Genomic DNA, 24,852 nt, shown 5'->3' with positions numbered 1-24,852 from the left:
ATCTCATTGTTTTATATCTAGGGCTTAAACCTGATGTAGGTGTGGAGTATGAAATGTATTACATTAGCCACGAAATAAGTGAGTGGCCGGGTTACGGTAATCTAAGTTATGACTATGGTCAAGTGGAGTATTTGACTGAAAATACTTATCGTAACAGTGATGGTAAATACGTAAGCCATCCCGTAGCTAGACGAAGAGGTGATGGATGGCATACTTCAGGAAGATTTGATGGTACTTGGTCTAATGACGAAGAATCGATTCTTTACTACATTTTTAATGAAGATACGAATAAGGTAACAATCAGCATAACAGTTAAGGATTACTTAACCGAATATGGTTTTGTAAGAGCTAATTCAGGCCTGACTATGAAAGATGCCGCTGTTTTATCTAAGCAGAGAAAGTCGGCGGATAAAATAGTTTCAGGAACAATTGAAACGGCAATAATTGCAGCTACTGATGAGGGAAACTCTCATAGATCCTGGGTGCTAAAGGTGATTAATTTGGCAAAGGAAGCCAATGCTAATGGAGAAGAGTTAACACTTCTTTCTGTGGCTAGCGCTTTTCCATCTGAAAGCTTAAGAAGAGCATCTTATACAGGTTGTGAGTATGTAGAGCCATCAACGGACGGAACTTGTTCGGTAGATATTTATCTTGGTGAGACTTATATAGGTACATTTAATCAGCCGGGAGAGTTTGAATTTAGTGTAGATGCAGACATAGTAAAGGATGAGCTTTACGAACTTAAATTTGTCTCAGATGAAGATACAAGTTTCCTTTTATGGAAGGTTAACATAACGAATCAATAAAAAATAAAAACTAGGAGTTAGATTTATGAAAAAAAATCGATTAGGGTCTCTAATTAAAGAATTTAGTATTCCTGGCCTTATAACACTTATTACTCTTTTAGTAGTCTTTTTACTAAAGGGAATTTGGCCACTTGGTCAAAACAGAATTGATTTCTTTGACAACATGCAGCAGGTTGCCCCATTATATGCCCATTTATGGGATTTCATGCATGGCAAGGCAAGCATATGGTTTGATTGGTACACAGGCTATGGTACTAATGTTTCAATGAGTATTTCAGCATTTTCAATGCTAAGCCCATTTAATATCTTATTATATTTTTGCCCAAGAGATTACATTTTAGAGTTTATCTCAATTCTTACATTAGTTAAATTAACTTTTGCTTCTGTGGCAATGTATGGATATCTCTATGTTAGCTTTAAGAACTTAGATAGAAAGGCAAAGGTTGCTCTTTCAGTTCTTTACTCATTTGGTGGATATGTAATTGTTTACGCTTCATGCTTTACACCATGGATGGATATTGTAGCAATTTTCCCACTTCTTATGATGGCTTACGATAGATTATTCTACACAGGCAAGAAGTTATTCTATACAATCATGGTAGCAATTATGTTTATTATTAATTACTATCTTGGTGCTATGTCGCTTATTTACATTCTTTTAGTTGGTGGAATCAGAATGTTTGCTACTGGAGATAGAAAGGCTTGGAAGAAGAAGACTTTAAATACTGGTCTTGGTACAGCAGGTGGCCTTGCACTTTCTTGCTTCGTGCTTATTCCTGTATTTATGCAGCTTTCTACTTCACAGCGTGGTGGCAGCAGTGAAAGTTTAATTTCACAGTATTTAGGTTGGATTGTTAAGCCAGTGGCTACAAGCATTTCCCTTGGTATTATTGAACGTTCTATTATGATTTTTGGACTTTCTTTCTGCTTCGTGTTTGTAATCGCAGCAATGATTAGAGAAAAGAAGAATTCAAAGAGCTTTAAGGAAAGCTTAGGAATGCTAATCTTAGTGTTAGCGCCTGTTGTTTCAGAGGGTGTAAACCTTATGTGGCACTTTGGTTCTTATAACGGTTATACCTTAAGAAACGGATTCATCATTGCCTTTACAATGATTATCCTAACAGCAAAGTATCTTGAGATTCACATGCAGGATTCTTATGAAAATGCATCTAGAAAGCCACTTATTAACGATGATAAGCTTTCTAATAAGGAAAGAATTATTAGTTGTTTCCTTATAGCCTTTGTTTGCATTGGCTTTGCCCTTCTTTATAACAAGGCAGGAAGCCTTGGAGAAATGGCTGGCTTTATATTTGTAAATGCAGTATTTGTAATTTTCCTATTGATTTACATTTTCATGCTAATTAAGTCAAAGAAGGGGCTTAACCTTAAAAGGGTTATTTCTTTCATGATTGTGGAAGTATTCTTAGGAGTTTATGCCTTTACTGGCCCACCTAAGTTCTACAGCTACGCAGCTTACCAGTACGGCGATTATGTTCAGTTAGCAGTGGAGGCCGATAATAACCTTGAAATTGAAGAGTCTGCAACAGATAGAATTGTAAACCCTGATATTTCCCTTAATGCTAACTATCCATTGATTTTAAGAAGAGGCGCAACATCAAGCTTTACAGCAGCCCTCCTTGAAAATACACAGGATTACAGTAGAAACTTTGGTTACTCTAAGTACTTCTTATGGTTACTTGATTCTGGCGGAACAGTATTTACAAATGCCTTATTCCACGTGACTGAGGCAGTTAATCAGTTAGATTTAGATAATTATTTATATACACTTGAAAGACAGGAAGGGGACTTTAAGTTATATTCTTGTAACTACACACTTCCTTTTGCCATGACTATTAATAAGTCTATCTTAGATGAGGGCTTAGCAAATTATGGCGATGCAACAAATTGGGACAGAGGCGCTCATGGCGACTGGATCGATTTACATAACATTTTCTATTCAGCAATGGTAAACGATAGCGAGGCTACTCTTGTAAAGCGTTACGAGGATGAGGCAGAGATTTCAAAGACTGACACAGTTCTTTCTGCAAGTTATTCTTACTACATCAATGGTACACAGGCCCTTTATATCGGTCTTGATACTAATAATGATGATAACGATGCTAATTCATCAATGCTTTATGAGGACTTAACTGTCTATGTAAACGGTGAGGCTGTCAATGCTTCAACTCTTGGTGATTTAGAAAATGTATCAACACCTGATAACTACAACAATGGTCTTCTCTATTTAGGTACATTTGCAGATGAGGATGTAGAAATTGTTGTTGAGTGTAAGGATATTGATAATTACGAAAGACTTATTACAACAGTCGGTGGAGTTGATTTAGGAAAGCTTGGAGAACTTTGCGATTCTTATAACAACAATACAGAATATGAGGTAAGTTATGATAACTCCTCTTTAACACTTACATATAATAACTACTATACAGAATCAGAATCTGATGATTCAGATGGTAGCGTTTCTTCAGATTGCTATATTATTATGCCAGTTATTTATAATAGCGATAACTGGAGCGTAACAATTAATGGAAAAAGCGTAGAAGCAGATAATGTATTTGGCTTATTTACTGGGGTTAACCTAGAAGAAGGCAATAATACAATTACTCTAGAATTTAAGGCAAAGGGTACAACACCAGGTCTTTTAATTTCTATAATTGCTTTAATTATTATTGTTGCTGGCAGTCTTTATGGATATTTTACAAAGAAGGGCAAGTTAAAAAGAGTCGCTCTCTTTGGAGTTTGCGAAAAGATTCTTTCAAGAATTGCAGTTTGGGTATACGGTGCAATCTTTGTACTCATGACAATATTTATGTTTGCAATTCCTATCGTTACTAGTGTATTTGCAAATCTAATTCAGATCTTTAAAGGCTTAATGAATTTATAGAAAAGGAGAGTACTATTTATGTCCAAAATAAAAGACAAATTTAGAAGGCTCCTAAAGGAAAACGTAAATTTTAGAATATTAATGACAATTCTTATGGTATGGGGGCTTTCAAGACTTATAATGATTGCCCTTGTGCCAATCACTAATTTGATTTGTGATACTCATAAGGATTTTGCCATGTCCATAAATGTGTGGGATGCAGAGCATTACGCAGACATTATGAAATACGGCTACACTTATCCAACAGATGTGGACCCTCAGGCTAACTGGGCATTTTTCCCACTTTATCCTTTGATCTGCATGTTTGTAAGAGCCCTAAGTTTTAATCATCTTTCGGCTTATGTAACAGGTATGATTGTGTCTAACATTTGCATAATAATTGCTGCTTTCTATTCCGCAAAGATTGTTACGGATTTAGGTCTTAACTACGGAGATGGCAAGAGGGTCAAACTAAGAGGCAGTGAGAGTAAGGAAGGAAAAGTTGAATATTCTTGGATACTTATTTCAATCTTACTTTTTGCTAGTCCTTATGCTTTTTATGCAGGTTCAACTTATACAGAGAGTCTTTTTATAATGACTATCGCCTTAAGTTTCTACAATATTATAAAGAAGAACTACTTGGCAGCGGGCTTTTTTGCCATGCTTACCTCAGCTACTAGAATAGTTGGTTGCATACTTGTTTTCCCAATTATTATAGAAATGTTCTTTGATTGGATAAGACTTGAGGATAGAAAAATTCCTCACATTAAGGACTTTAAAAAGTTTTGTAGATGTTTATGGGATTTCATTCTTTATGAATTAAAGAGACCCGTTGATATATTCTCAGTGATGATTGCCCCTCTAGGTACATTTGCATATATGTTCTTCTTAAGAATCTTTTGCGGTGACCCTTGGGCTTTCATGCATGTGCAAATTGCATGGCGAGATGACAATTATTTCCCAATTATTGGGGTTTTATGGAAGGCCTGCACAGGCCAGCTAGAGCTAAGATACACCTACATGGGTTGGTTTTGTATTGTAGCTTTCGCCCTTTATGGATATATGATTTATAGAAAATATATCTCTATGGCGATTTTTGGAATTATAGCTCTACTTATTCCACTAACTAGTCATGTTATGAGTACACCTAGATTTATTATTGGAGTTTGGGTAACTTATATAGGAGTTTACGACCTTTTAGCTAGATTACCAAAAATTTTAAGAATAATTATTACAACAGCATTAATTGTGATAGAAAGCTTTATGATTTTCTATTGGTATCAGGAATTTTATTGGTTTATGTAAGTATTGGCTTTAGTGAACTTTTTATGAAAGCTATAATTTTACTTGTAATATTCATATTTAGGTATTATAATGAACAGGCTTGTGAAAAAACTATCAGTTTGTGAGAGTTTTTGCCTTATATAGGGCATTTTTAAACAAGTGATTACTATTAGATTAAAATTTATATAAGATATTTAGGAGGCAAACAATGTTATCAGTTGTTATTCCAACATTTAATGAAGGTAAGAACATTAGAAATCTTGTAACTCAGATTGATGATGCTCTTAAGGGAATTGATTATGAGATTCTTTTTGTAGATGACAGTAAGGACAACACACCAGAGATTATTATGGAAGTTGCTAAGGACTTCCCACAGATTCGTATGGAACATAGAACTAACGAATCAGGACTTGCTACAGCTGTTTTAAAGGGATTCAGATTAGCAAAGGGCGATTATATGGCGTGTATGGACGCTGATTTACAGCATCCTCCAATCGTTTTAAAATATATGTATAGAGCAATGGAAGCTGGCGCAGACTTCTGTATTCCATCAAGACTTATTCCTGGTGGTGATGACGGTGGTCTTAACTGGTACCGTAAGTTTGTATCAGGTACAGCAAGAAAGATCGGACAGATCATGTTACCATGCTTAAGAAAGATTACAGATCCTACTTCAGGTTTATTCATGTTTAGAAGAGAAGTAATTGAGAACGCTGACTTACAGCCAATTGGTTGGAAGATTATGGTTGAGGTACTTGCTATGGGTACTTACGCAAAGGTTACTGAGATTCCTTATAAGTTCCAGCAGAGAACTGAAGGTGAATCAAAGCTTTCAGGTAAGGTTACTATGGAATACCTTAAGCAGTTAGTTAATCTTCGTAAGAGATACAACAAGGCTAATAAGTATACAGTTGAGACATGGACAACTGAACGTATGATGCAGGGCGAATAATTAGTGCCTTAAACTAAAATATATGGTATTATTAAACGTGGGTGCGCAACATGCGCCCACGTTATTTTTTCTTTTTGGAGGATATTTGATATGGCAATTTTAGTAACAGGCGGAGCAGGATTTATTGGCAGTCATACAGTGTTAGAGTTACTTAATGCTGGATATGAAGTAGTAGTAGTGGATAATTTAGTTAATGCAAGTAAAGAGTCTTTAAAGAGAGTAGAAGAACTTTCAAATAAAAAGGTTACATTTTACGAGAATGATATCTTAGATAGAGACGCTCTTAATAAGATTTTTGATAAAGAAGATATTGATAGTGTAATTCATTTTGCCGGTCTTAAGGCAGTTGGTGAATCAGTAGCTAAGCCACTTGAATACTATCATAATAATATTTCAGGTTCTTTAGTACTTTTCGATGTTATGAGAAATCATGGTGTTAAGAATATCATTTTCTCATCATCTGCAACAGTTTACGGAGACCCTGCCTTTATTCCTATTACAGAGGAATGCCCAAAGGGTAAGCCAACTAACCCTTATGGTATGACAAAGTGGATGCTTGAAGAGATCCTTATGGATATTCAGAAGGCAGATCCTGAGTGGAATGTTATTCTACTTAGATACTTTAATCCAATTGGTGCACATGAGAGTGGCAGAATGGGTGAGAATCCTAACGGAATTCCTAACAACCTTATGCCATACATCACTCAGGTTGCAGTTGGTAAGTTACAGCAGCTTGGTGTATTTGGTAATGACTATGATACTCCAGATGGAACTGGTGTAAGAGATTACATTCATGTAGTTGATTTAGCTCTTGGTCACGTGGCAGCTATTAAGAAAATTGCGGAAAATCCAGGTGTTAAAATATATAACTTAGGTACAGGAAATGGCTACTCAGTTCTTGATATCGTTAAGAACTTCGAGGAAGCAACTGGCGTTAAGATTCCTTATGTTATTAAGGAAAGAAGAGCAGGAGATATTGCAACATGTTATTGTGATGCAAGTCTTGCAAAGAAGGAACTTGGCTGGGAAGCAAAGAGAGATTTAAAGCAGATGTGTGCTGACTCTTGGAGATGGCAGTCAAATAACCCTAATGGGTATGAAGGATAAGCATAAGCTTTACAATAGTGGGAACATCATCCATTAGATTTGCCTGCGGCAAAGGGATGATGCTAGGTCGTAGTGTTAAAACACTGCGACAGTAAGTGGTATTATTTAGGAGGAACTAACAAATGGGAAAGTATTTTGGTACTGATGGCTTTAGAGGTGAGGCAAATGTTACATTAACAGTTGACCATGCCTTTAAGGTAGGTAGATTTTTAGGATGGTTCTATGGTAAGAATCATAAAGACGGTAAGTCAAAGGTAGTTATTGGAAAGGATACAAGACGTAGTAGCTATATGTTTGAATACGCATTAGTTGCTGGTTTAACAGCTTCTGGCGCAGATGTATATTTACTTCATGTTACAACAACACCTTCTGTATCTTATGTTGCAAGAACAGAGGACTTTGATTGCGGTATTATGATTAGTGCAAGTCACAATCCATTTTACGATAACGGAATCAAGCTTATTAACGATAGAGGCGAGAAGATGCGTGAAGACGTTATTGGCGAGATTGAGAAGTATCTTGATGGAGACTTAGGTGAAATCCCTTATGCAACTAAGGAGAATATCGGACGTACAGTGGATTATGTAGCTGGACGTAACAGATACATGGGTTACCTTATGAGCCTTGCTATTCATTCTTTCAAGGACAAGAGAATCGGTCTTGATGCAGCCAATGGTAGTGCTTGGACTCTTGCAAAAGCAGTATTTGACGCACTTGGAGCTAAGACTTATGTTATAAATGCTAACCCAGACGGTACTAATATTAATACAAATTGCGGTTCAACTCATATTGAAGGCTTACAGGAATTAGTGAGAAGAGAACATCTTGATGCTGGTTTTGCCTTTGATGGTGATGCTGATAGATGTTTATGTGTAGATGAGAATGGTGAAATCATTTCCGGTGATCACATCCTCTACATCTATGGTTGCTACATGAAGGAGCAGGGCGCTCTTGAAGGTAACAAGGTTGTTACAACTGTAATGTCAAACTTTGGTCTTTATAAGGCCTTTGATGCAGTAGGCATTGAATATGAGAAGACTGCTGTAGGTGATAAGTATGTTTATGAAAATATGCTTCAGAACGGATACAGACTTGGTGGTGAACAGTCTGGCCACATTATCTTCTCTAAGTATGCTACAACAGGTGATGGTATTATTACAGCCTTAAAGATGATGGAAGTTATGATTGCAAAGAACAAGACATTATCTGAACTTGCTGCACCATTTGCAGTTTATCCACAGGTATTAAAGAATATTAAGGTTACTAATAAGACTGAAGCTCAAAACGATAAGGAAGTTAAGGCAGCAGTTGAAGAAGTAGCTAAGATGCTTGGTGAAGATGGTAGAATCTTAGTTCGTGAAAGTGGTACAGAACCACTTGTTAGAGTAATGGTTGAAGCTGATAGTCTTGATTTATGCGAAAAGCTTGTAGATAAGGTTATTGATGTAATTAAGGCTAGAGGTTATGCAATCTAGAATTAAGAATTAACATTAAATAATGAATAAAGCTAGAAATTAGCTAATATAATAAAGAAGCAGAGAGTTAAACTCTCTGCTTCTTTTATTTAAAGGCCGTAGCCTTGGTTTTTAAAAACATACCCAAATTTTTAAAAAAGTAAAAAACATTAAATTAAAATTGAAATTTTCTAATCAAGGTTAATATCATAATTCCTGATGAGAAAGCAAGCCCCCTTGCTTTTTATGATCATTGGTACCCCTACTAATGATTTCATCAGATATGAAAAAATTCTAAGTCAAAGAAGAAACGTTTCTTAAGCGTTAGTGCTTTCGCTCTTGCTATTGTAGTAGTCTTCAAACATTGTATTAACTGCGTCGAGGGTCTGATTTGAAATATCAGGAAGTTCCTTGCCCCAAGTTTTAGTTGCGGCTTTGAAACCCTTCTCAACGGCAGCCTGCATCTTCTTCATAGTCTCCACATCATCACCTGCTAAGGCTTTTGCGAAGGAGAAGATTCTCTCAGATGTCTGTTTAACACCCCAATAACCGTCTTCAGAAATGTCTTCTTCTGCTTGTTTTCTTGTTGCTTCATCTACAGTGAAATTTCCACTAGCTAATTGTTTCCACATGTCATCGGCTGAACCAATGGCAATTCCTTGTTTCTGGAACATCTGTGTAACAAGTGACTGCATCTGTGAGGTACGTGCCTCAAGGTCTGCTTTTAATTGTTCCACTAATTCCGGGTTAGCTATTTGTCTTGTTGTAGATGCTGTTTGGCTTGAATTGCTTGAACTCTCGTAAGTTGCTGCGACATCAGAATAAATAGCCTTCTCCGAAGTGGATGAGCTATTAGACTTACTTGCCTTACTAGAGTACTTTGATGCTACGGTCTCTGTAGCTGCTACAGAGATAGCTGAATTAACTCCATTTAATTCCATAAGCTTTACCCTCCTTGGTAAAAAAAGATTCTATTAAGATATTTAGTTTAAGAAAAGATTTCTTATAACTCAAGTATCGGCATCTTAATATGAAAACTTAACCCTTAAATTACATTTTTTTTGAAAATTTTTTGAGGCCGTAAATTTAGCAATACATTTTCAAAAAAATTAGAATGTTTCTGCGTTCTTTCTATACTTGTGAGGAGACACGCCCTTAATTCGTCTAAAGGCATCTCCAAAGTAATTGCTGTCGTTAAAACCGCATTCAAAGGCAATTTCTGTAATAGTTTTGTTGGTACCAAGTAAAAGCTCACAGGCTTTTTTAATTCTAATATTAATCATGTACTCCTTAAAACCAAAACCAGTGGATGCTTTGAATTTCTTAGACAGGTATGAGCGACTTAGGTTAAACTGGTGAGCAATGTCATCAAGCATAAGTGGCTCATTGTAGTGATTGTATATGTAAGTTGCGATTTCTTGCATAATCTGGTTGTTCGTGTCGATCTCTTTTACAACGTTATCCTCAAATTTCTTGCATCGAATTATAAAAAGAAGTAACTCGGATAGGGATGTACTTATAAATGCCGGGGATAAGATGTCGGGATTGTTCTTCTCAAATAAAAGCTTGTTCATTAGAGTTTCTGCATAATCCCTTCTTCTATCTGGTATTGAAAATACATCATTAGCCGATAAAAATCCTTCAACCACGCCGTCTCCAGCATAATTGTTTAGCCAGTGCACCTGTTCTTCTGTAAAACTTATTACGATACGTTCATGAATACCTTTACCTGTGTAGTCAGTCTTGTGAAGAGTGCCTGCAGGTACAATGGCAATATCGCCCTTGTTGAAGGTATAGATGTTGTGATCAATAAAAACCTTACATTGTCCGCTTACCAAATAAAAAATTTCATGGAAGGGATGAGAGTGGGTGCTGCTTGGTTTAAAAGAAGCATCTCTTTTTATACGTTGTATATTGAATTCTTTCGGAACATTCTTTAACATAATTATATAACTCCTTAATATATATTAAAAGTAAAAAATATTTACCGGTTTTGCATTAGCTAACAAAATTTCTGTATTTTCTCTTATATAAAGGTATAAATTTGTAGAAAATACATATTTTTATGCTAATATAATTATTGTTTATAATTTGATAATTGTCAAGAAACATTTATAGATAACATGTGAAAAATATTAGGAGAAGTTATGGCAAAGAAACTAAGCGCTTCTAAAAGGAATGAAATCCTTAGCGGAAATTTGGTCAAGGCGATTTTAACCCTTGCAATTCCTGTTATGATTAACAGCTTTATTCAGAGTATGTATAATCTGACAGACACTTACTGGCTTGGAAAGATTGGTACAGATAGCCAGGCAGCAATCACTTTAGTATCGCCTTTTCAGAATATATTGATTAATTTTGGAAATGGTTTTACTACAGCAGGTGCGATTTTAATAGCCCAATATTTAGGTGCAAGAAAGGATGAAGAGGCCAACTCCATGGCTAATCACATTTGTCTTACAGCTTGGGGCTTTTCTCTTGTGTTAGCAGTATTTTGCTATCTTATATCTCCAGGCCTTGTGGCTTGGCTTGGTGCAAGCGGCGATATTTATAGATTTGGTTTAACTTACATTAGAATAGTAGTTTTGGATTTACCATTCCTATTTACTATTAATTTGTTTACCTCGGTTAAGCAGTCTCAGGGAGATACCATAAAACCTATGCTTCTTAATACATTAGGTGTGGCAGTTAACTTATTACTTGATCCATTATTTCTTATGGTATTTGGTTGGGGCATTAAGGGCGCAGCTCTTGCGACATTACTTGCAAAGGTGCCATGTGCAATCGTTGCAATATTTATCCTTTCAAGAAAGACTCAGTTAATACGAATTAACTTTAGAGGCTTTAAGCTAGACATGAACAAGGTGTCTAACATTTTCAAAATTGGACTTCCAACTTCAATCGGTGGTAGTACAATGCAGTTTGGCTTTATGCTTATGACTAAAAATGTAGCTGTTTACGGTACTATGGCCACTGCGGCTTACGGTATCGGCAATAAGATTAACTCTCTTATTACAATGCCGGCAAACGGTCTTGGTTCAGCTATTTCTACAATCGTTGGACAAAATATCGGTGCAGGTAATAAGGAGAGAGCGAATAAGGCTTATCACATTACCTTAAGAATTGGTGCAGTTTTCCTCTTCGTATTTGGTATGCTTTTATCTAGAAGACCTATTGCCTCTTTCCTTGTAAAGATATTTACAAGTGATATGGAGGTTGTGCCTCTTGCAACGGACTTCCTATCTATAATGGCAGCTTGGTGTTTTACTAATGCATTTTACAATGTAACTCAGGGCCTCTTTAATGGTAGCGGTCATACTTTAGTTACAATGCTTGTAGATGCCTCAAGAATCTGGATTTTTAGATTCTTAACTTTATGGGTTTGCTCAAGTATTCTTCACATGGGCGTAGAATCTGTATGGTACGCAGTTGTTGTATCTAATGCAACATCCGCTGTAATCCTATATATTCTCTACTGGACAGGCCTTTGGAAGAGAGAAGTAATAAAGATAAAAAGGTAGTAATTAATTAAATTGTTCTAAAATAAATACAAAAACCTTGCAAATAAAAAAGTGATTTAATATAATAGACGTGGAGTGTATCATGTATACACGATACGTCTATTTGCTTTTTATGGGAAAATTTAAAGCAAATAATGAGTTTTTAAATTAGGAGTAACTATGGAAAGTGTTAGGCTAAAGGCTAGAGCTAAGATTAATCTTGGCCTTGATGTCGTGGGAAGAAGAGAAAATGGATACCATGATGTAAGAATGATTATGCAGACAGTGGGTATCTATGACAGACTTGTTGTAACAAAGATTGAAGAAGATGAAGTAAAGATACATACTAATCTAGGATTTTTACCGGTTAATGAGAATAACCTTATATATAAAGCATTTATATTAATGAAGGAAACTTACGGCTTTAAGGGCGGAATTGAAGTTGACTTAAGAAAATTTATTCCAGTATCGGCTGGTATGGCGGGTGGAAGTACAGATGCGGCTTCTACTTTATTTGCAATTAATAAGTTATTTTACTTGGGTCTTAATTTAAGACAGCTTATGGAATTAGGCGTAAAGCTTGGTGCTGATGTTCCTTATTGTTTACTTAGAGGAACAGCCCTAGCAGAAGGAATTGGTGAGGAATTAACTAGTCTTAGACCAATGCCAGATTGCCATATTGTTATTGCTAAGCCACCTATTTCAGTATCTACAAAGCTTGTTTATGAAAAGCTTGATTCTGATGAAGTGGAAATTAAGCACCCTGATATTGATGGGATTATATCTGGACTTGAGGCAGGAGACCTCTATGAGGTTGCTTCAAAGATGGGAAATGTACTTGAACAAGTAACAATTCCTATGTATCCGGTTATTGATACAATTAAAAATGATATGTTAGAATGCGGAGCTCTAAATGCCATGATGAGTGGTAGCGGACCGACAGTATTTGGACTTTTTGAGGATGAGGAAAGAGCTAAGGCTTGTCAGGAATATTTAAGACAAAAGCAGGATGCAAGACAGGTCTACATTACAGACGTATTCAATTTAGTAAATGGAGGTAAAAAATGAAAGGCGAGTTAAAGATGGATGTAAGTGAGTATTTACCACTTAGAGATGTTGTATTTAATACATTAAGACAGGCTATTTTAAAGGGCGAGATGGAACCAGGCGAAAGACTTATGGAAATTCAACTAGCTCAGAAGCTTGGAGTTTCAAGAACTCCTATTCGTGAGGCTATTAGAAAGCTTGAGCTTGAAGGCCTTGTAATTATGATTCCAAGAAAGGGCGCTGAAGTTGCTCATATTACTGAAAAGGATATGAAGGACGTACTTGAAGTAAGATCAGCCCTTGAGGAATTAGCTGCAACTCTTGCTTGTAAGAATGTTACAACAGATAGATTAAATGAATTAAAGGCAGCTAATAAGGTATTTGAATCAGCAATCGTTTCAAAGGATGTAGTTGCTATTGTTGATGCCGATGTAGCTTTCCATGATATTATTTATGCAATGACAGAGAATGCTAGATTAATTCAGATTATTAATAACTTATCTGAGCAAATGTATCGCTACAGACTAGAATATGTTAAGGACGCAAGAACACATTCAATCCTTATTTCTGAGCATAATGATATTATTAGACAGTTCTCAATCCGTAATGTTGATGAAGCTAAGACAGTAATTAGACAGCATATTAATAATCAGGAGAAGGGAATTATTAGATTACTTAATAGATAATTATAGTAGGGAATATGAAGAATAAAGAAAAAGTATTTGTTAAAATCAAGGGAATGTATGATGACCCTTTTTCTATAGATATAGATGAAGGATTAAGTGATCCAATGCTTATTAAAGATGCAAACCTTGTTGAGATTCCTAATCTAAATGATATTGAAGTAAGAGATGAGGAAACTAAGAAGGATAACGATGACGAACTTGAGGTGATTCATCTTGGCCGTTATGGAGTGCTTAATGGAAGTGAATATATCAAGTTTGATGAGCTTGATGAGGATTCAAATGTAATTAAGAATACCATTAAAATCGCATGTAATGAGGACGGTTCTCAGGTTGTAGAACTTATTAAAAAGGGCTATTACTCAACACATATGATTTTTCAGGCTGGAAAGAAGAATACAACCGCTTATGAAACACCTTTTGGTAGTTTGTTAATTGGCATTTATACTAAAAATTTAAGAATAAAAAGAGAAGAGAATAGAATTGCAATCAAATTAAATTATTCACTAGATGTTAATTACAATACAATATCTGAGTGTAATGTGGAAATATGTATTACTAGCAAACTAGAAGAGGAAATTTAACTCAGTCGGAGTACAAGCTCCGACTGAGTTAAACGCTCCGCGAGGATGCGCACGGATTCGGACAGGAATTTGTCTGCTTCAGCAGACCCGAATCCGGCGCGCAAGACTCGCGAGCGAGTCTTGACTAGCAAAATAATAATAAATTTCGATGCTTTTCAAGGTCTAATAGTCATGCTATAATATTTTAGGCGTCAGATTTGATGCAGTTTTATAATGTAGGAGGAAGTACACCATGCCAGTTTGGCTCATAGTTTTATTGGCTATTTTAGCCGTTGTTGTAGTTGCACTTATTGTGCTTGTTATTGTTGGAATGAAATTACAGAAGAAGCAGGCTGCTAATCAGGAGCAGATTGATGCTGCTAAGCAGGTGGTTTCTATGTTAGTTATTGATAAGAAGACCATGAAGATGAAAGATGCTGGATTGCCTAAGATCGTTTTAGATCAGACACCTAAGTATCTTAGAGGTCGTAAGATGCCTATCGTTAAGGCAAAGGTTGGCCCACAGGTTATGACACTTTTAGCTGATCCAAGAGTCTTTGAACAGATTCCTGTTAAGGCAGAAGTTAAGGCAGAAGTAAGTGGTATCTATATCGTAGGTATTAAGTCAGTTCGTGGTGGCAAGATTGCTGTAACTGAGAAGAAAAAGAAGGGCTTCTGGAAGAAGGTAGCTGATAAGGCTAACGAAACAGTAGAGAAGAACAATAAGGCTACTGCTAAGAAGAATAAGAAGAAGTAATTCAATTACGAATATAATAAGAGCTTTGGAATTGAGGAAACTCAAATACCAAAGCTCTTTTTTATATTTCTTTTTTGTTTTTGTAAAGTCTTATTACTTAAACGCTTCCTGATGCTTGTTATAATTTTCAAGAATAATATTATAGACCTTACTTGGAATTTCCTTCTTCTCATCACGACTCATGCTAGTCATATCTATAGGTTCTAAGAATTCAATTCTTGTGTGAGTCTTTTTAATGAATGGGAAGTGGGCTTCAAAGATCTGCTCTGTATTATTCTGAACCATAGGAATAATCTTACAGCCAGACTTTTCAGCTAATTTAAAGGAACCTGTGTGGAATTCCATTAATCCATCACCGCTATTTCTCGTACCTTCTGGGAAGATAACAATAGAAGTTCCGTCCTTAATATAGTCGATACCTCTTAAAATTGTCTTTAAACCTTCCTTAATATTATCTCTATCAAGGAATGGACATCTAAGTAATCTCATCCATTGTCTAATAATAAGGATTCTATTCATTTCCTTTTTAGCAACAAAACCAGTCTTTAATGGAACCAATGTATATCCTATTACTACATCGAAGTAGCTTCTGTGATTACCTACAAAAAGTACAGCTTCGTCTTTAGGAATATTTTCAAGACCAACCACTTCAGTCTTGGTGCCAGATAGGAATAAAACCACTTTAAAGACGAACTTAACTAGGGTGGCTGCATAGACCTGGCTAGCACCACGATTAATTTTAGAAATTATATAGCCTATTGGAAGTAAGATTATGCTTAAAATGCAGTAAAATACAATCCAAATAAGCACTAAAAGAACACGAATCATATCATTCTCCTTAATTTTTTATCACCTTAATTATACCTTTAGTTTGTAGATTTTAAAAGCGTTAAAACTAGTATTTAAGAAAAGAATTGGGCTTTATAAAAATTAGTTTAATCGTTGAAAAAAATGTGAATAACCTTTTAAATAATTATGAAATATGGTATAACTAAAAAAGTCCACGCATGTTTGATTAAACGGGGTCTAGCAAAGGAAAGACGGATGTTTAATTGGGGCCGTAGGAAAGATTTTCCTATGACAATAGAGAAGATAGAACTTGCTGGTATAAATTAAATAATAAAGAGGAAATGGTGGAATTATGAAGAGAAGATTCATGGGCATTATGCTCGCAGCTACTTTAGCAGCATCTTTAGTAGCTTGTTCTAGCAAAGATAGTTCAACAACAACAGCAACATCTACAGTTAATTCTGAAATTACAGCAGAGGAGTATGCAGACACAATCGTTGCTAATGCTAACATTTATAAGAACTATGTAACTATTAATTCAGAGGATTATTTAAATCGTGAAATCGATGTTGACACATCCTCATATACAGTTTCAGATGATGATGTTAACAGTCAGTTAGAGACACTTCTTGAACAGCTTACAGAGACTGAGAACGTTTATGAAGGTGAGACAAAGGAAGGCGATGTAATCAACCTTGATTATTCAGGTACTTTAGATGGCGTTGCATTTTCAGGTGGTACAGCTACTTCATATACATATACAGTAGGTTCAGGATCATTTATTGATGACTTAGATCAGGGTCTTATTGGCTTAACAGTAGGTCAGACATATGATATTCCTTGTACATTCCCATCTGACTATTCATCAACAGATTTAGCAGGTAAGAGCGTTATCTTTACAGTTACTGTTAACTACATTGAGAAGGACGTAGTTCCTGAATTAACAGATGACTGGGTAGCAACTAATGCTTCAACACTTGGTTATGATGGATGTACAACAGTTGAGGAATTAACAGCAGCAGTTAGAGCTAATCTTGAGACAACAGCAGCATCTAACCTTGTTAGTGCAAAGTACAGCGCTGTATATGCTTTAATTACAGAAAACTTAGAGGTAAATGATTACCCAGCTGATGAATTACAGCAGTTACTTGATACATTAAATGATAATATTCAGTCTGAATTTGATACATACGGTTCATACTATGGTATCACAGATTTAGAGACATATATTACAACTGTTTATGGCTTTGAAAGTACAGATGCTTTCAATGAATATGCAGATGAGTATGCAAAGAGCTACTTACTTGAGAAGATGATTGTAACAATCATTGCAGCAGATAATGATATTACAGTTACTGCTGATGAAATCAATACAACAGGTGAGGAATTAGCATCTTACTATGGTTATGATAACTATGATGCAATCTTAAGCGAATACGGTAACGAAATGAATGCTGAAATTGGTTACCAGTGCTTATATACAAATGTAACAAACTTCCTTGCTGACAATAGCGTTTTAACAACTACAACAGCTGAATAATAAATATGTATTTATGCACTAGGCCTTAGGGTCTAGTGCTTTTTTTAGTTTTTGATAATGTGAATTTTGATAAAAATATATCTATATGTTTTATTATAAGAAATACCTTGAAAAAGTTCCTACAGTATGGTAATTTTACAAACGGTTTATAAAAATTTTATATTTAGATAAAAAATAGAAAGTAGGAAGTGTATCATGAATCAGTTTGTACCAAAGCTATTCGACTGTATGAAGAACTACTCAAAGAAGCAGTTTGCAGCGGATTTTGTTTCAGGTATCATTGTAGCGATTATTGCGTTACCATTATCCATTGCCCTTGCACTTGCATCTGGCGTAGGTCCAGAAGAGGGTATTTACACTGCGATTTTTGCAGGTTTTGTTATTTCATTTTTAGGCGGAAGTAATGTTCAGATTGCTGGACCAACAGCAGCCTTTGCCACAATTGTAGCAGGTATTGTTGCTAAGAATGGAATGGATGGCCTTGTAGTAGCAACTATTATGGCCGGTATTATCTTAGTAGTTATGGGCTTTTTAAAGTTTGGAAATCTTATTAGATTTATCCCATATACTATTACAACAGGCTTTACCTTTGGTATTGCAGTAACTATCTTAGTTGGACAGATTAAGGATTTCTTAGGCTTAACATTTAAGACATCCCCTATTGAAACTATGGATAAGATTAAGGCTTGTATAGAGTCAATCGACAGCTTTAATTATCAGGCTTTAATCGTAGGTGTAGTAGCTTTAGCTATTTTAATAATCTGGCCAAGATTTAAGGCTTTAGAAAAAATCCCTGCTTCTTTAATAGCAGTTATTGTAACTGTTGTTATGGTAAAGTTAGGAATGAAAGTTAAGACAATTGGAGATTTATATACAATTTCTAATAAGTTACCAGGACTTACAGTTCCACATGTTAGTTTAGAGATGATTAAGAACTTAACACCAGATGCCTTCACAATCGCTATCCTTGCTGGTATTGAGTCATTACTTTCATGTGTAGTTTCAGACGGTATGATTGGTAGTAGACATAAGCCTAATCAGGAATTAGTAGCACAGGGTGCCGGTAATATTGTATCAGCTCTATTTGGTGGTATTCCTGCTACAGGCGCAATTGCTCGTACTGCTGCAAATGTTAAAAATGGTGGACGTACCCCAGTTGCTGGTATGGTTCACTCAATTACTCTTTTACTTATTTTAGTAGTGCTTATGCCTTATGCAGCATGGATTCCAATGCCATGTATCGCAGCAATTCTTTTCCAGGTTGCTTATAACATGAGTGGCTGGAGAGAAATGCTTAACTTACTTAAGCACTCACCAAAGAGTGACATTTTAGTATTACTTGTAACTTGTATCTTTACTATTGTATTTGACTTAGTTGTAGCTATTGGCGTAGGTATTGTCCTTGCAGCCCTTCTCTTCCTTAACAGAATGGCTAATGTTACAGAGATTAAGTCATGGAAGTACATTGGTGAGGGCATTGACGAACACAATGACCCAGAGGCTATTAGACTTAAGGAAGTTCCAAAGAACACAGTAGTTTACGAAATCATTGGACCTATGTTCTTTGCGGCAGCAGATAAGTTTGTAGACATTGAACTTGGCGCTGAGGTAAAGGTTTTAGTTATTAGAATGCGTGGCGTTCCAGCTATGGATGTTACAGCCCTTCGTTCTTTAAAGAACATTTACACAATCTGTAATAAGAGAGGAATTACTCTTGTACTTAGCCATGTTCAGGATCAGCCAAAGTCTGTTATGGAACATGCAGATTTCATCAAGCTCGTAGGTAAGGAAAACTTCTGTAAAAATATAGATGCTTCCCTTGAGAGAGCTAGAGAAATCGTAGAGATGGCATAAAATTATAATAATAAATATAGAGCTTCAGATAAGTTAATCTTGTCTGAAGCTTTTTTGATGTTATAATAAATCTAGATATAGGAAATGTGAACTGAATTTATATAGATGCAAGGCTTTGTAGCTTAAGGGGGAACTATGAAGATACTTTATTATAGCTGGGATGAGATGATCTGCGTAGACGTAATGGAGGCTTTTAAGGAATTAGACTGCACTTTTAAAAGAGTGAGATATGAGCATAAAAGTGACTTTTACGAGCCGGATTTTCAAAAATTTATTGAAAAGGAATTAGAAGAGGACAACTACGATTTACTATTTAGCATAAATTATATTCCGGTTTTATCTATGGCTGCCTTTAATAAAAAAATCTTTTATATGTCTTGGGTTTATGACTGTCCTTGTGGCACCATGTATTCTGAGACCATAAAGAATCCTCTTAATATAGTCTTTGACTTTGACGAGACAGAAGTGCGCAAGTTTAATAATATGGGTATTGAAAATGTATTTCATATGCCACTGGCTGCTAGCATTAACAGAATGGATAGGCAAATGAAAGAAGCTAGTAGTAAAGATCATGATTTGTATAAAAAGGACATCTCCTTAATAGCTAGTATTAGTGAATATAAGAGTCAGTTTGAAGCTTTAGAAGGCTATAATAGAGGTTATGTGGAGGCTATTATAAAGGCTCAAACAAAGGTATTTGGTGATGAGATTGTAGAGAAATTTGTAAGCTCTGATATGGGTGAAAAGATTGCAAAATGTCTTAATTTTACAAAAAATCCAGATATGATAATTAGAGATTCTGATTTGCTAGAAATGCTTTGTAATAAAGAAATTAGAGACATTGATAGATTAGAACTTGCTCGTCTTTTAAATGATAAAGTTTCAAAGAAATATGATACGGCTCTTTATACAGATTACAAGGGAGATGCATTTTCAAAGGTAAATAAGGGCATAGTGGATACATATAAAGGGCAGTACTTGGTTTATAAAAATAGCAAGATTAATATTAATCCTACCCTTAGGGGAATTAAGTCAGGTATTAATCAAAGGTCCGTGGATGTGGCGGCTTGCAAAGGCTTCCTACTTACAAATTACAGTCACGAACTAGCTAGGGATTTAGAGGCTATTGGGGCCTGTGTAATTTATTATGATTTAATGGATCTTGAGGAAAAGATTGATTATTATATGAGCCATGAGGATGAAAGGCTTGAAATTGCAGCTAGAGCCCATGATTTTTACAAGAAAAACAGAACTTATACAATAGTTCTTGGGAAAATGCTTGAAAGTTTTAGGAAAATATGATAAATTGAATACAATTAAATTGCCTATTTAACATGTCAGATAAATGTATAAGATAGATTTTGGAGGAATTATTGTTATGAAAGATAAGTATGACGCTATAAAGTTGGAGAATCAGTTGTGTTTCCCTCTTTACGCTGTATCAAAGGAAATTGTTAAGAAGTATAAGCCATATTTGGACGAGCTTGATTTAACATACACACAGTATATAACAATGATGGTAATGTGGGAACATAAATCTATGAATGTTAAGGAATTGGGAGAATATCTTTACTTAGATTCAGGTACATTAACACCAGTTTTAAAGAAGCTTGAACAGAAGGGCTGGTTAGTTAGAAAGAGAGATTCTAGAGATGAGAGAGTTCTTAATGTTTCTTTAACAGAGGAAGGCCTTGAATTAAGAGAGAAGGCATGTAAGGTTCCTGAGCAGATGGGCAATTGCTTGAAGCTTTCAAAGGAAGAAACAGAAATCTTATATAAGGTTTTATATAAGGTATTAGATACAATTAATTAGGATTAGTAAGATTTAAGAATCAAATTAGAATTTTTTGACAAAATATATTTCTAAGGGGTTAAGTTTTAGAAATCGTTTACCGATATACTACTAGAAATCCCTAAATGGCAAAGACTTTTATTTGCTTATTTAAACAGAAGTATATTTTGTCTTATTTTATTGTTTTTTTAAATTTAGGACTTTAAAAATTTGACTAAATTGTATATAATGTTTATCGACTATGTGATTTCTTATTATAAAGTGTTTTTAAAGTAAGATATACATAGGGTTTAGTGTAACATTGAGTGTAAAAAATTATGTTTAAATAAGAGGAAGCGGGGCAAGAATAGCTTGCTACAGGATTTGAAAGGAGAACATTTAGGATGATTTCAACAGATATCGGAATAGATTTAGGTACTGCAAGTATCTTAGTATACATTAAGGGAAAGGGTGTAGTTTTAAAAGAACCTTCAGTAGTAGCTTTTGATAGAGATACTAATAAGATTAAGGCTATTGGTGAAGAAGCTAGATTAATGCTTGGTAGAACACCTGGTAATATCGTAGCTGTACGTCCTTTAAGACAGGGTGTTATCTCTGATTACACAGTAACAGAGAAGATGCTTAAGTACTTTATTCAGAAGGCAGTAGGCAAGAGAATGCTTAAGAAGCCTAGAATCAGCGTTTGTGTTCCTTCAGGAGTTACAGAAGTTGAGAAGAAGGCCGTTGAGGATGCTACTCTTCAGGCTGGAGCTAGAGAGGTTGCTATTATTGAGGAACCTATCGCAGCTGCAATTGGTGCAGGTATCGATATTTCAAGACCATGTGGTAACATGATTGTTGATATCGGTGGTGGTACAACAGATATCGCTGTTATCTCACTTGGTGGTACAGTTGTAAGTACTTCAATTAAGATCGCTGGTGATGATTTTGATGAAGCACTTGTTAGATTTATGAGAAAGAAGCACAATCTCTTAATTGGTGAGAGAACTGCTGAAGATATTAAGATTAAGATTGGTTCAGCTTATCCAAGAGCAGAAGTTGAAACAATGAACGTTAGAGGTCGTAACTTAGTTACAGGTCTTCCAAAGACTGTTGAAGTTTCTTCAGAAGAAACAGAAGAAGCTTTAAGAGAAGCAACATCACAGATTGTTGAAGCAGTACATTCAGTACTTGAAAAGACTCCTCCAGAATTAGCATCAGATATTGCTGATAGAGGTATCGTTCTTACTGGTGGTGGTGCACTTCTTAATGGACTTGAAGACTTAATCGAAGCTAAGACTGGTATTAACACTATGACAGCAGAGGATCCAATGACAGCTGTAGCTATTGGTACAGGTAAGTTTATTGAATTCTTAGCAGGTTACAGAGACGATAAGTAATTGTCTATAGAGAGACTAAACTTTTAACTTGCTTGATAGACTATAGATGATTGCTAGATAGGAGTCGCTATGGTTAAAGGTCTTTATACTGCATATTCAGGATTAACACTACAACAGAAGAGATTAGATTTGGTATCTAACAATTTGGCTAATTCCCTTACAACAGGTTATAAGAAGGAGGGCTTAACAGCTCAGTCCTTTGATACTGTTTATGGAATCAAGGTTAATGATTCATCAGTAAACTATGTTAATCAGTATATTGGTGATTTAAATCTTGGTGCGAAGATTGGTGAGAGTTATAGATGCTGGGATCAAGGAGCCCTTAGAAGTACTGAAAGCGAATTTGATTTTGCTCTTTCAGGAAGTGGTTTCTTCTCTATTGAATTTACCAATAAGTCAGGAACAACATCCACTATGTATACGAGAGATGGTGCCTTTCAGATTAATGCTGATGGATATCTTTTAACTAAGGATGGAGATTATGTTCTTGGTGAGAATGGATATATTCAGATTCCAACTAACACTGATGAATTTAGTGTGGATGTCCTAGGTAATATTTATGCAGATGATGTATATATTGATAAATTTGCGTTGGTAGATTTTGAAGATTACGATTATTTAGAGGCCTATGGCGAGAATATGTTTCAAACAGTAGATGGCTATACGGAAAAGGAAGCCACAGCAACTGTTAATCAAGGTTACTTAGAGGCGTCCAATATCAATGTAGTAACGGAGATGATTGATATGATTTCCATTGCTAGAAACTTTGAAAGTAATCAGAAGATTATGAACTCCATAGATACTATGTTATCTAAGATGGTGACAATTTCAGAATTATAGAATATAACGGATTTAATTTTTGACAATTAAATCCGTTTTTTTTAAATTCAACTATAAAGTTTTGGATAAAAAGAACCGATAGAATAGATGAACTAGAAGATTATATACATTTGGAGGTAATGTCCTATGATGAGATCATTGTGGACTGCTGCATCAGGAATGACATCGCAGCAGACTAGTGTAGATACAATTGCTAATAACCTTGCTAATGTAAACTCTGTTGGCTATAAGCAAGAGTCCACTCAGTTTAAGAGCCTTTTATATCAGGATTTGCAAAGTAAAACTACCACTGCAAATGTGGAACAAAAGCCAGTAGCAGCACAGGTAGGTCTTGGTACTAGAGTTTCTTCTATTACATCATATTTTACACAAGGATCTCCAAATGCCACTGATAGCGATACAGATTTTGCTATTATTGGCGATGGATTTTTTGCAGTAACTAATCTTGATGGTGATACAGTTTATACAAGAAACGGTAATTTTTATATGGCAACCGCCACAGAAGGCATGATGCTTGCAACAGCAGAAGGTTATCCTGTGCTAGATGTGGATGGACAGCAAATCATTTTAGATGATACTTATCAAGTAAGTTCTATTACAATATCAACTGAAGGTGAGTTATTATATCCAGATGAGGATAACAACCCACAGCCAATTGGTTATAAAATTGCACTTTATCAGTTCACTAATCCTTCCGGCCTTGATAAGCTAGGTACTAGCTACTATGCAGAAACAGAGGCTTCCGGAGTTCCTATTAGTGAAGAGTATGATGGGGTTACAAAAAAGAGTAGCTTAAAGCAGGGCTACTTAGAAGCTTCAAATGTACAAGTTGCTACAGAAATGGTAAACTTAATTACAGCACAGAGAGCTTACGAGCTTTGTTCAAAGGCCATTACTACATCAGATACAATGATGGAGCAGGCAAATAATCTAAAGAGATAATTAGAGGATATATATTTTTCTAGCAATTCATAGGGAATTGTTACAGAGGGGATAAAAGGAGGAAAAATATGAGTAGTGTTTCAGGAATAGGTGCATCATCTAATTATGCAGATGTTTATGATGCAACTAGCAGTGCACTTACAAGTAAAATTAATTCAACAAACTTTGAAACTGCCACAGATGAAGAATTAATGGCAGTGGCAAAGGAATTTGAGAGCTATCTTTTAGAGCAGGTTATGAAGTCTATGCAGAAAATGACTTCAGTTACGGGAGATAGCGACGGAGAAAGTGCTTCAGCTTCCCTATTTAATTCACTCGTGGGTATAACTGGTGAGGAAACAGATTCGGCTATGTCTACACTTAGTGATTACTATGGAGATGAGCTTATTTCTCAGCTTGCAAGTACTTTAACAACAAGCGTTAGTAACAATAACGGTGCAGGTCTTGGAATTGCCCAGGCACTCTACGAGCAGATGAAGAGAAATTATTCTACTGTGGCTGAGGTAAATCAGGTACAGTCAGTAGGAACAGCAGATGACAACACATTAGCCTAATAAAAATAAAGGGATAAGTCTTATAAGACCAGTGTTTAAGAGGATTAGAGCAGCTTAAATTGGCTGCTCTTTTTTTGTATTATAATCTGTGTTACAATGTCTTAGTCATTATTATCAAATTTTGTTGG

At 35.5% G+C, this 24,852-nt stretch carries 22 protein-coding genes; 19 read left to right on the top strand and 3 right to left on the bottom strand.

Annotated features, from left to right (window positions below; all coding sequences use genetic code 11):
* Window positions 1-53 precede the first annotated feature (53 nt).
* The 6 genes from BLQ66_RS07805 (at window position 54) to glmM (ending at window position 8,505) form a co-directional block, all read left to right on the top strand.
* Window positions 54-806 carry a hypothetical protein gene (locus BLQ66_RS07805; RefSeq protein ID WP_074521672.1) on the top strand — a complete coding sequence of 251 codons (753 nt, stop codon included), beginning with the start codon at window positions 54-56 and terminating at the stop codon, window positions 804-806.
* A gap of 25 nt (window positions 807-831) precedes the next feature.
* Window positions 832-3,708 (top strand): YfhO family protein, encoded by a 2,877-nt coding sequence (locus tag BLQ66_RS07800; RefSeq protein WP_074521671.1) that lies wholly within the window; start codon window positions 832-834, stop codon window positions 3,706-3,708.
* Between the two features lie 18 nt (window positions 3,709-3,726).
* Window positions 3,727-4,992 carry a hypothetical protein gene (locus BLQ66_RS07795; protein ID WP_074521670.1) on the top strand — a complete coding sequence of 422 codons (1,266 nt, stop codon included), beginning with the start codon at window positions 3,727-3,729 and terminating at the stop codon, window positions 4,990-4,992.
* A 187-nt stretch (window positions 4,993-5,179) separates the two neighbouring features.
* The gene (locus tag BLQ66_RS07790; protein WP_074521669.1) at window positions 5,180-5,923 is read left to right on the top strand and encodes a polyprenol monophosphomannose synthase; all 744 of its coding nucleotides are present in this window, start codon (window positions 5,180-5,182) and stop codon (window positions 5,921-5,923) included.
* A 90-nt stretch (window positions 5,924-6,013) separates the two neighbouring features.
* Entirely contained in the window at window positions 6,014-7,030 is a 1,017-nt protein-coding gene (galE, locus tag BLQ66_RS07785; protein ID WP_027430919.1) for a UDP-glucose 4-epimerase GalE, read from the top strand.
* Between the two features lie 122 nt (window positions 7,031-7,152).
* On the top strand, window positions 7,153-8,505 hold the full coding sequence (gene glmM, locus BLQ66_RS07780) for a phosphoglucosamine mutase (protein ID WP_074521668.1): 1,353 nt from the start codon (window positions 7,153-7,155) through the stop codon (window positions 8,503-8,505).
* A 296-nt stretch (window positions 8,506-8,801) separates the two neighbouring features.
* On the opposite strand, the gene BLQ66_RS07775 is transcribed toward glmM, so the two are convergent.
* A complete protein-coding gene (locus BLQ66_RS07775; RefSeq protein ID WP_074521667.1) occupies window positions 8,802-9,425 on the bottom strand; it encodes a hypothetical protein in 624 nt (207 codons plus the stop codon).
* A 168-nt stretch (window positions 9,426-9,593) separates the two neighbouring features.
* Window positions 9,594-10,427 carry a helix-turn-helix domain-containing protein gene (locus tag BLQ66_RS07770; RefSeq protein WP_074521666.1) on the bottom strand — a complete coding sequence of 278 codons (834 nt, stop codon included), beginning with the start codon at window positions 10,425-10,427 and terminating at the stop codon, window positions 9,594-9,596.
* 204 nt (window positions 10,428-10,631) lie between these two features.
* Between BLQ66_RS07770 and BLQ66_RS07765 the strand changes: the two genes are divergently transcribed.
* The 5 genes from BLQ66_RS07765 to BLQ66_RS07745 all read left to right on the top strand — a co-directional run bounded on the left by BLQ66_RS07765 (window position 10,632) and on the right by BLQ66_RS07745 (window position 15,034).
* The gene (locus tag BLQ66_RS07765) at window positions 10,632-12,005 is read left to right on the top strand and encodes an MATE family efflux transporter (protein ID WP_074521665.1); all 1,374 of its coding nucleotides are present in this window, start codon (window positions 10,632-10,634) and stop codon (window positions 12,003-12,005) included.
* A gap of 159 nt (window positions 12,006-12,164) precedes the next feature.
* Window positions 12,165-13,052 (top strand): 4-(cytidine 5'-diphospho)-2-C-methyl-D-erythritol kinase, encoded by an 888-nt coding sequence (gene ispE, locus BLQ66_RS07760; protein WP_074521664.1) that lies wholly within the window; start codon window positions 12,165-12,167, stop codon window positions 13,050-13,052.
* The gene (locus BLQ66_RS07755) at window positions 13,049-13,717 is read left to right on the top strand and encodes a GntR family transcriptional regulator (protein ID WP_074521663.1); all 669 of its coding nucleotides are present in this window, start codon (window positions 13,049-13,051) and stop codon (window positions 13,715-13,717) included. The genes ispE and BLQ66_RS07755 overlap by 4 nt, the downstream gene beginning before the upstream one ends.
* A 14-nt stretch (window positions 13,718-13,731) precedes the next feature.
* Complete coding sequence (locus tag BLQ66_RS07750; protein WP_083330311.1) at window positions 13,732-14,298, top strand: YwiB family protein; 567 nt, start codon at window positions 13,732-13,734, stop codon at window positions 14,296-14,298.
* Window positions 14,299-14,530: 232 nt separating this feature from the next.
* On the top strand, window positions 14,531-15,034 hold the full coding sequence (locus BLQ66_RS07745; protein WP_027430911.1) for a hypothetical protein: 504 nt from the start codon (window positions 14,531-14,533) through the stop codon (window positions 15,032-15,034).
* A gap of 93 nt (window positions 15,035-15,127) precedes the next feature.
* Here BLQ66_RS07745 and BLQ66_RS07740 read toward each other — a convergent pair whose 3' ends face one another.
* The gene (locus tag BLQ66_RS07740) at window positions 15,128-15,862 is read right to left on the bottom strand and encodes a lysophospholipid acyltransferase family protein (protein WP_074521662.1); all 735 of its coding nucleotides are present in this window, start codon (window positions 15,860-15,862) and stop codon (window positions 15,128-15,130) included.
* Window positions 15,863-16,175: 313 nt separating this feature from the next.
* On the opposite strand from BLQ66_RS07740, the gene tig reads away from it, so the two are divergent.
* The 8 genes from tig (at window position 16,176) to BLQ66_RS07700 (ending at window position 24,724) form a co-directional block, all read left to right on the top strand.
* The gene (gene tig / locus BLQ66_RS07735; RefSeq protein ID WP_074521661.1) at window positions 16,176-17,363 is read left to right on the top strand and encodes a trigger factor; all 1,188 of its coding nucleotides are present in this window, start codon (window positions 16,176-16,178) and stop codon (window positions 17,361-17,363) included.
* Window positions 17,364-17,558: 195 nt separating this feature from the next.
* Window positions 17,559-19,217: a SulP family inorganic anion transporter gene (locus BLQ66_RS07730; protein ID WP_074521660.1), complete on the top strand. Its 1,659-nt coding sequence runs from the start codon at window positions 17,559-17,561 to the stop codon at window positions 19,215-19,217.
* Window positions 19,218-19,352: 135 nt separating this feature from the next.
* On the top strand, window positions 19,353-20,519 hold the full coding sequence (locus BLQ66_RS07725; RefSeq protein WP_074521659.1) for a glycosyltransferase family protein: 1,167 nt from the start codon (window positions 19,353-19,355) through the stop codon (window positions 20,517-20,519).
* Between the two features lie 76 nt (window positions 20,520-20,595).
* Window positions 20,596-21,030 (top strand): MarR family winged helix-turn-helix transcriptional regulator, encoded by a 435-nt coding sequence (locus BLQ66_RS07720; RefSeq protein ID WP_074521658.1) that lies wholly within the window; start codon window positions 20,596-20,598, stop codon window positions 21,028-21,030.
* 362 nt (window positions 21,031-21,392) lie between these two features.
* A complete protein-coding gene (gene mreB, locus BLQ66_RS07715) occupies window positions 21,393-22,388 on the top strand; it encodes a rod shape-determining protein (RefSeq protein ID WP_027430905.1) in 996 nt (331 codons plus the stop codon).
* A 69-nt stretch (window positions 22,389-22,457) separates the two neighbouring features.
* Window positions 22,458-23,228 carry a flagellar hook-basal body protein gene (locus BLQ66_RS07710; protein WP_027430904.1) on the top strand — a complete coding sequence of 257 codons (771 nt, stop codon included), beginning with the start codon at window positions 22,458-22,460 and terminating at the stop codon, window positions 23,226-23,228.
* Between the two features lie 126 nt (window positions 23,229-23,354).
* Complete coding sequence (locus BLQ66_RS07705; RefSeq protein ID WP_074521657.1) at window positions 23,355-24,170, top strand: flagellar hook-basal body protein; 816 nt, start codon at window positions 23,355-23,357, stop codon at window positions 24,168-24,170.
* 68 nt (window positions 24,171-24,238) lie between these two features.
* Window positions 24,239-24,724 carry a hypothetical protein gene (locus BLQ66_RS07700; RefSeq protein ID WP_074521656.1) on the top strand — a complete coding sequence of 162 codons (486 nt, stop codon included), beginning with the start codon at window positions 24,239-24,241 and terminating at the stop codon, window positions 24,722-24,724.
* Window positions 24,725-24,852: the final 128 nt, after the last annotated feature.

The organism is Lachnospira pectinoschiza (assembly GCF_900103815.1).
Taxonomy (GTDB): domain Bacteria; phylum Bacillota; class Clostridia; order Lachnospirales; family Lachnospiraceae; genus Lachnospira; species Lachnospira pectinoschiza_B.
This window is presented reverse-complemented; position numbering and strand designations above follow the sequence as displayed.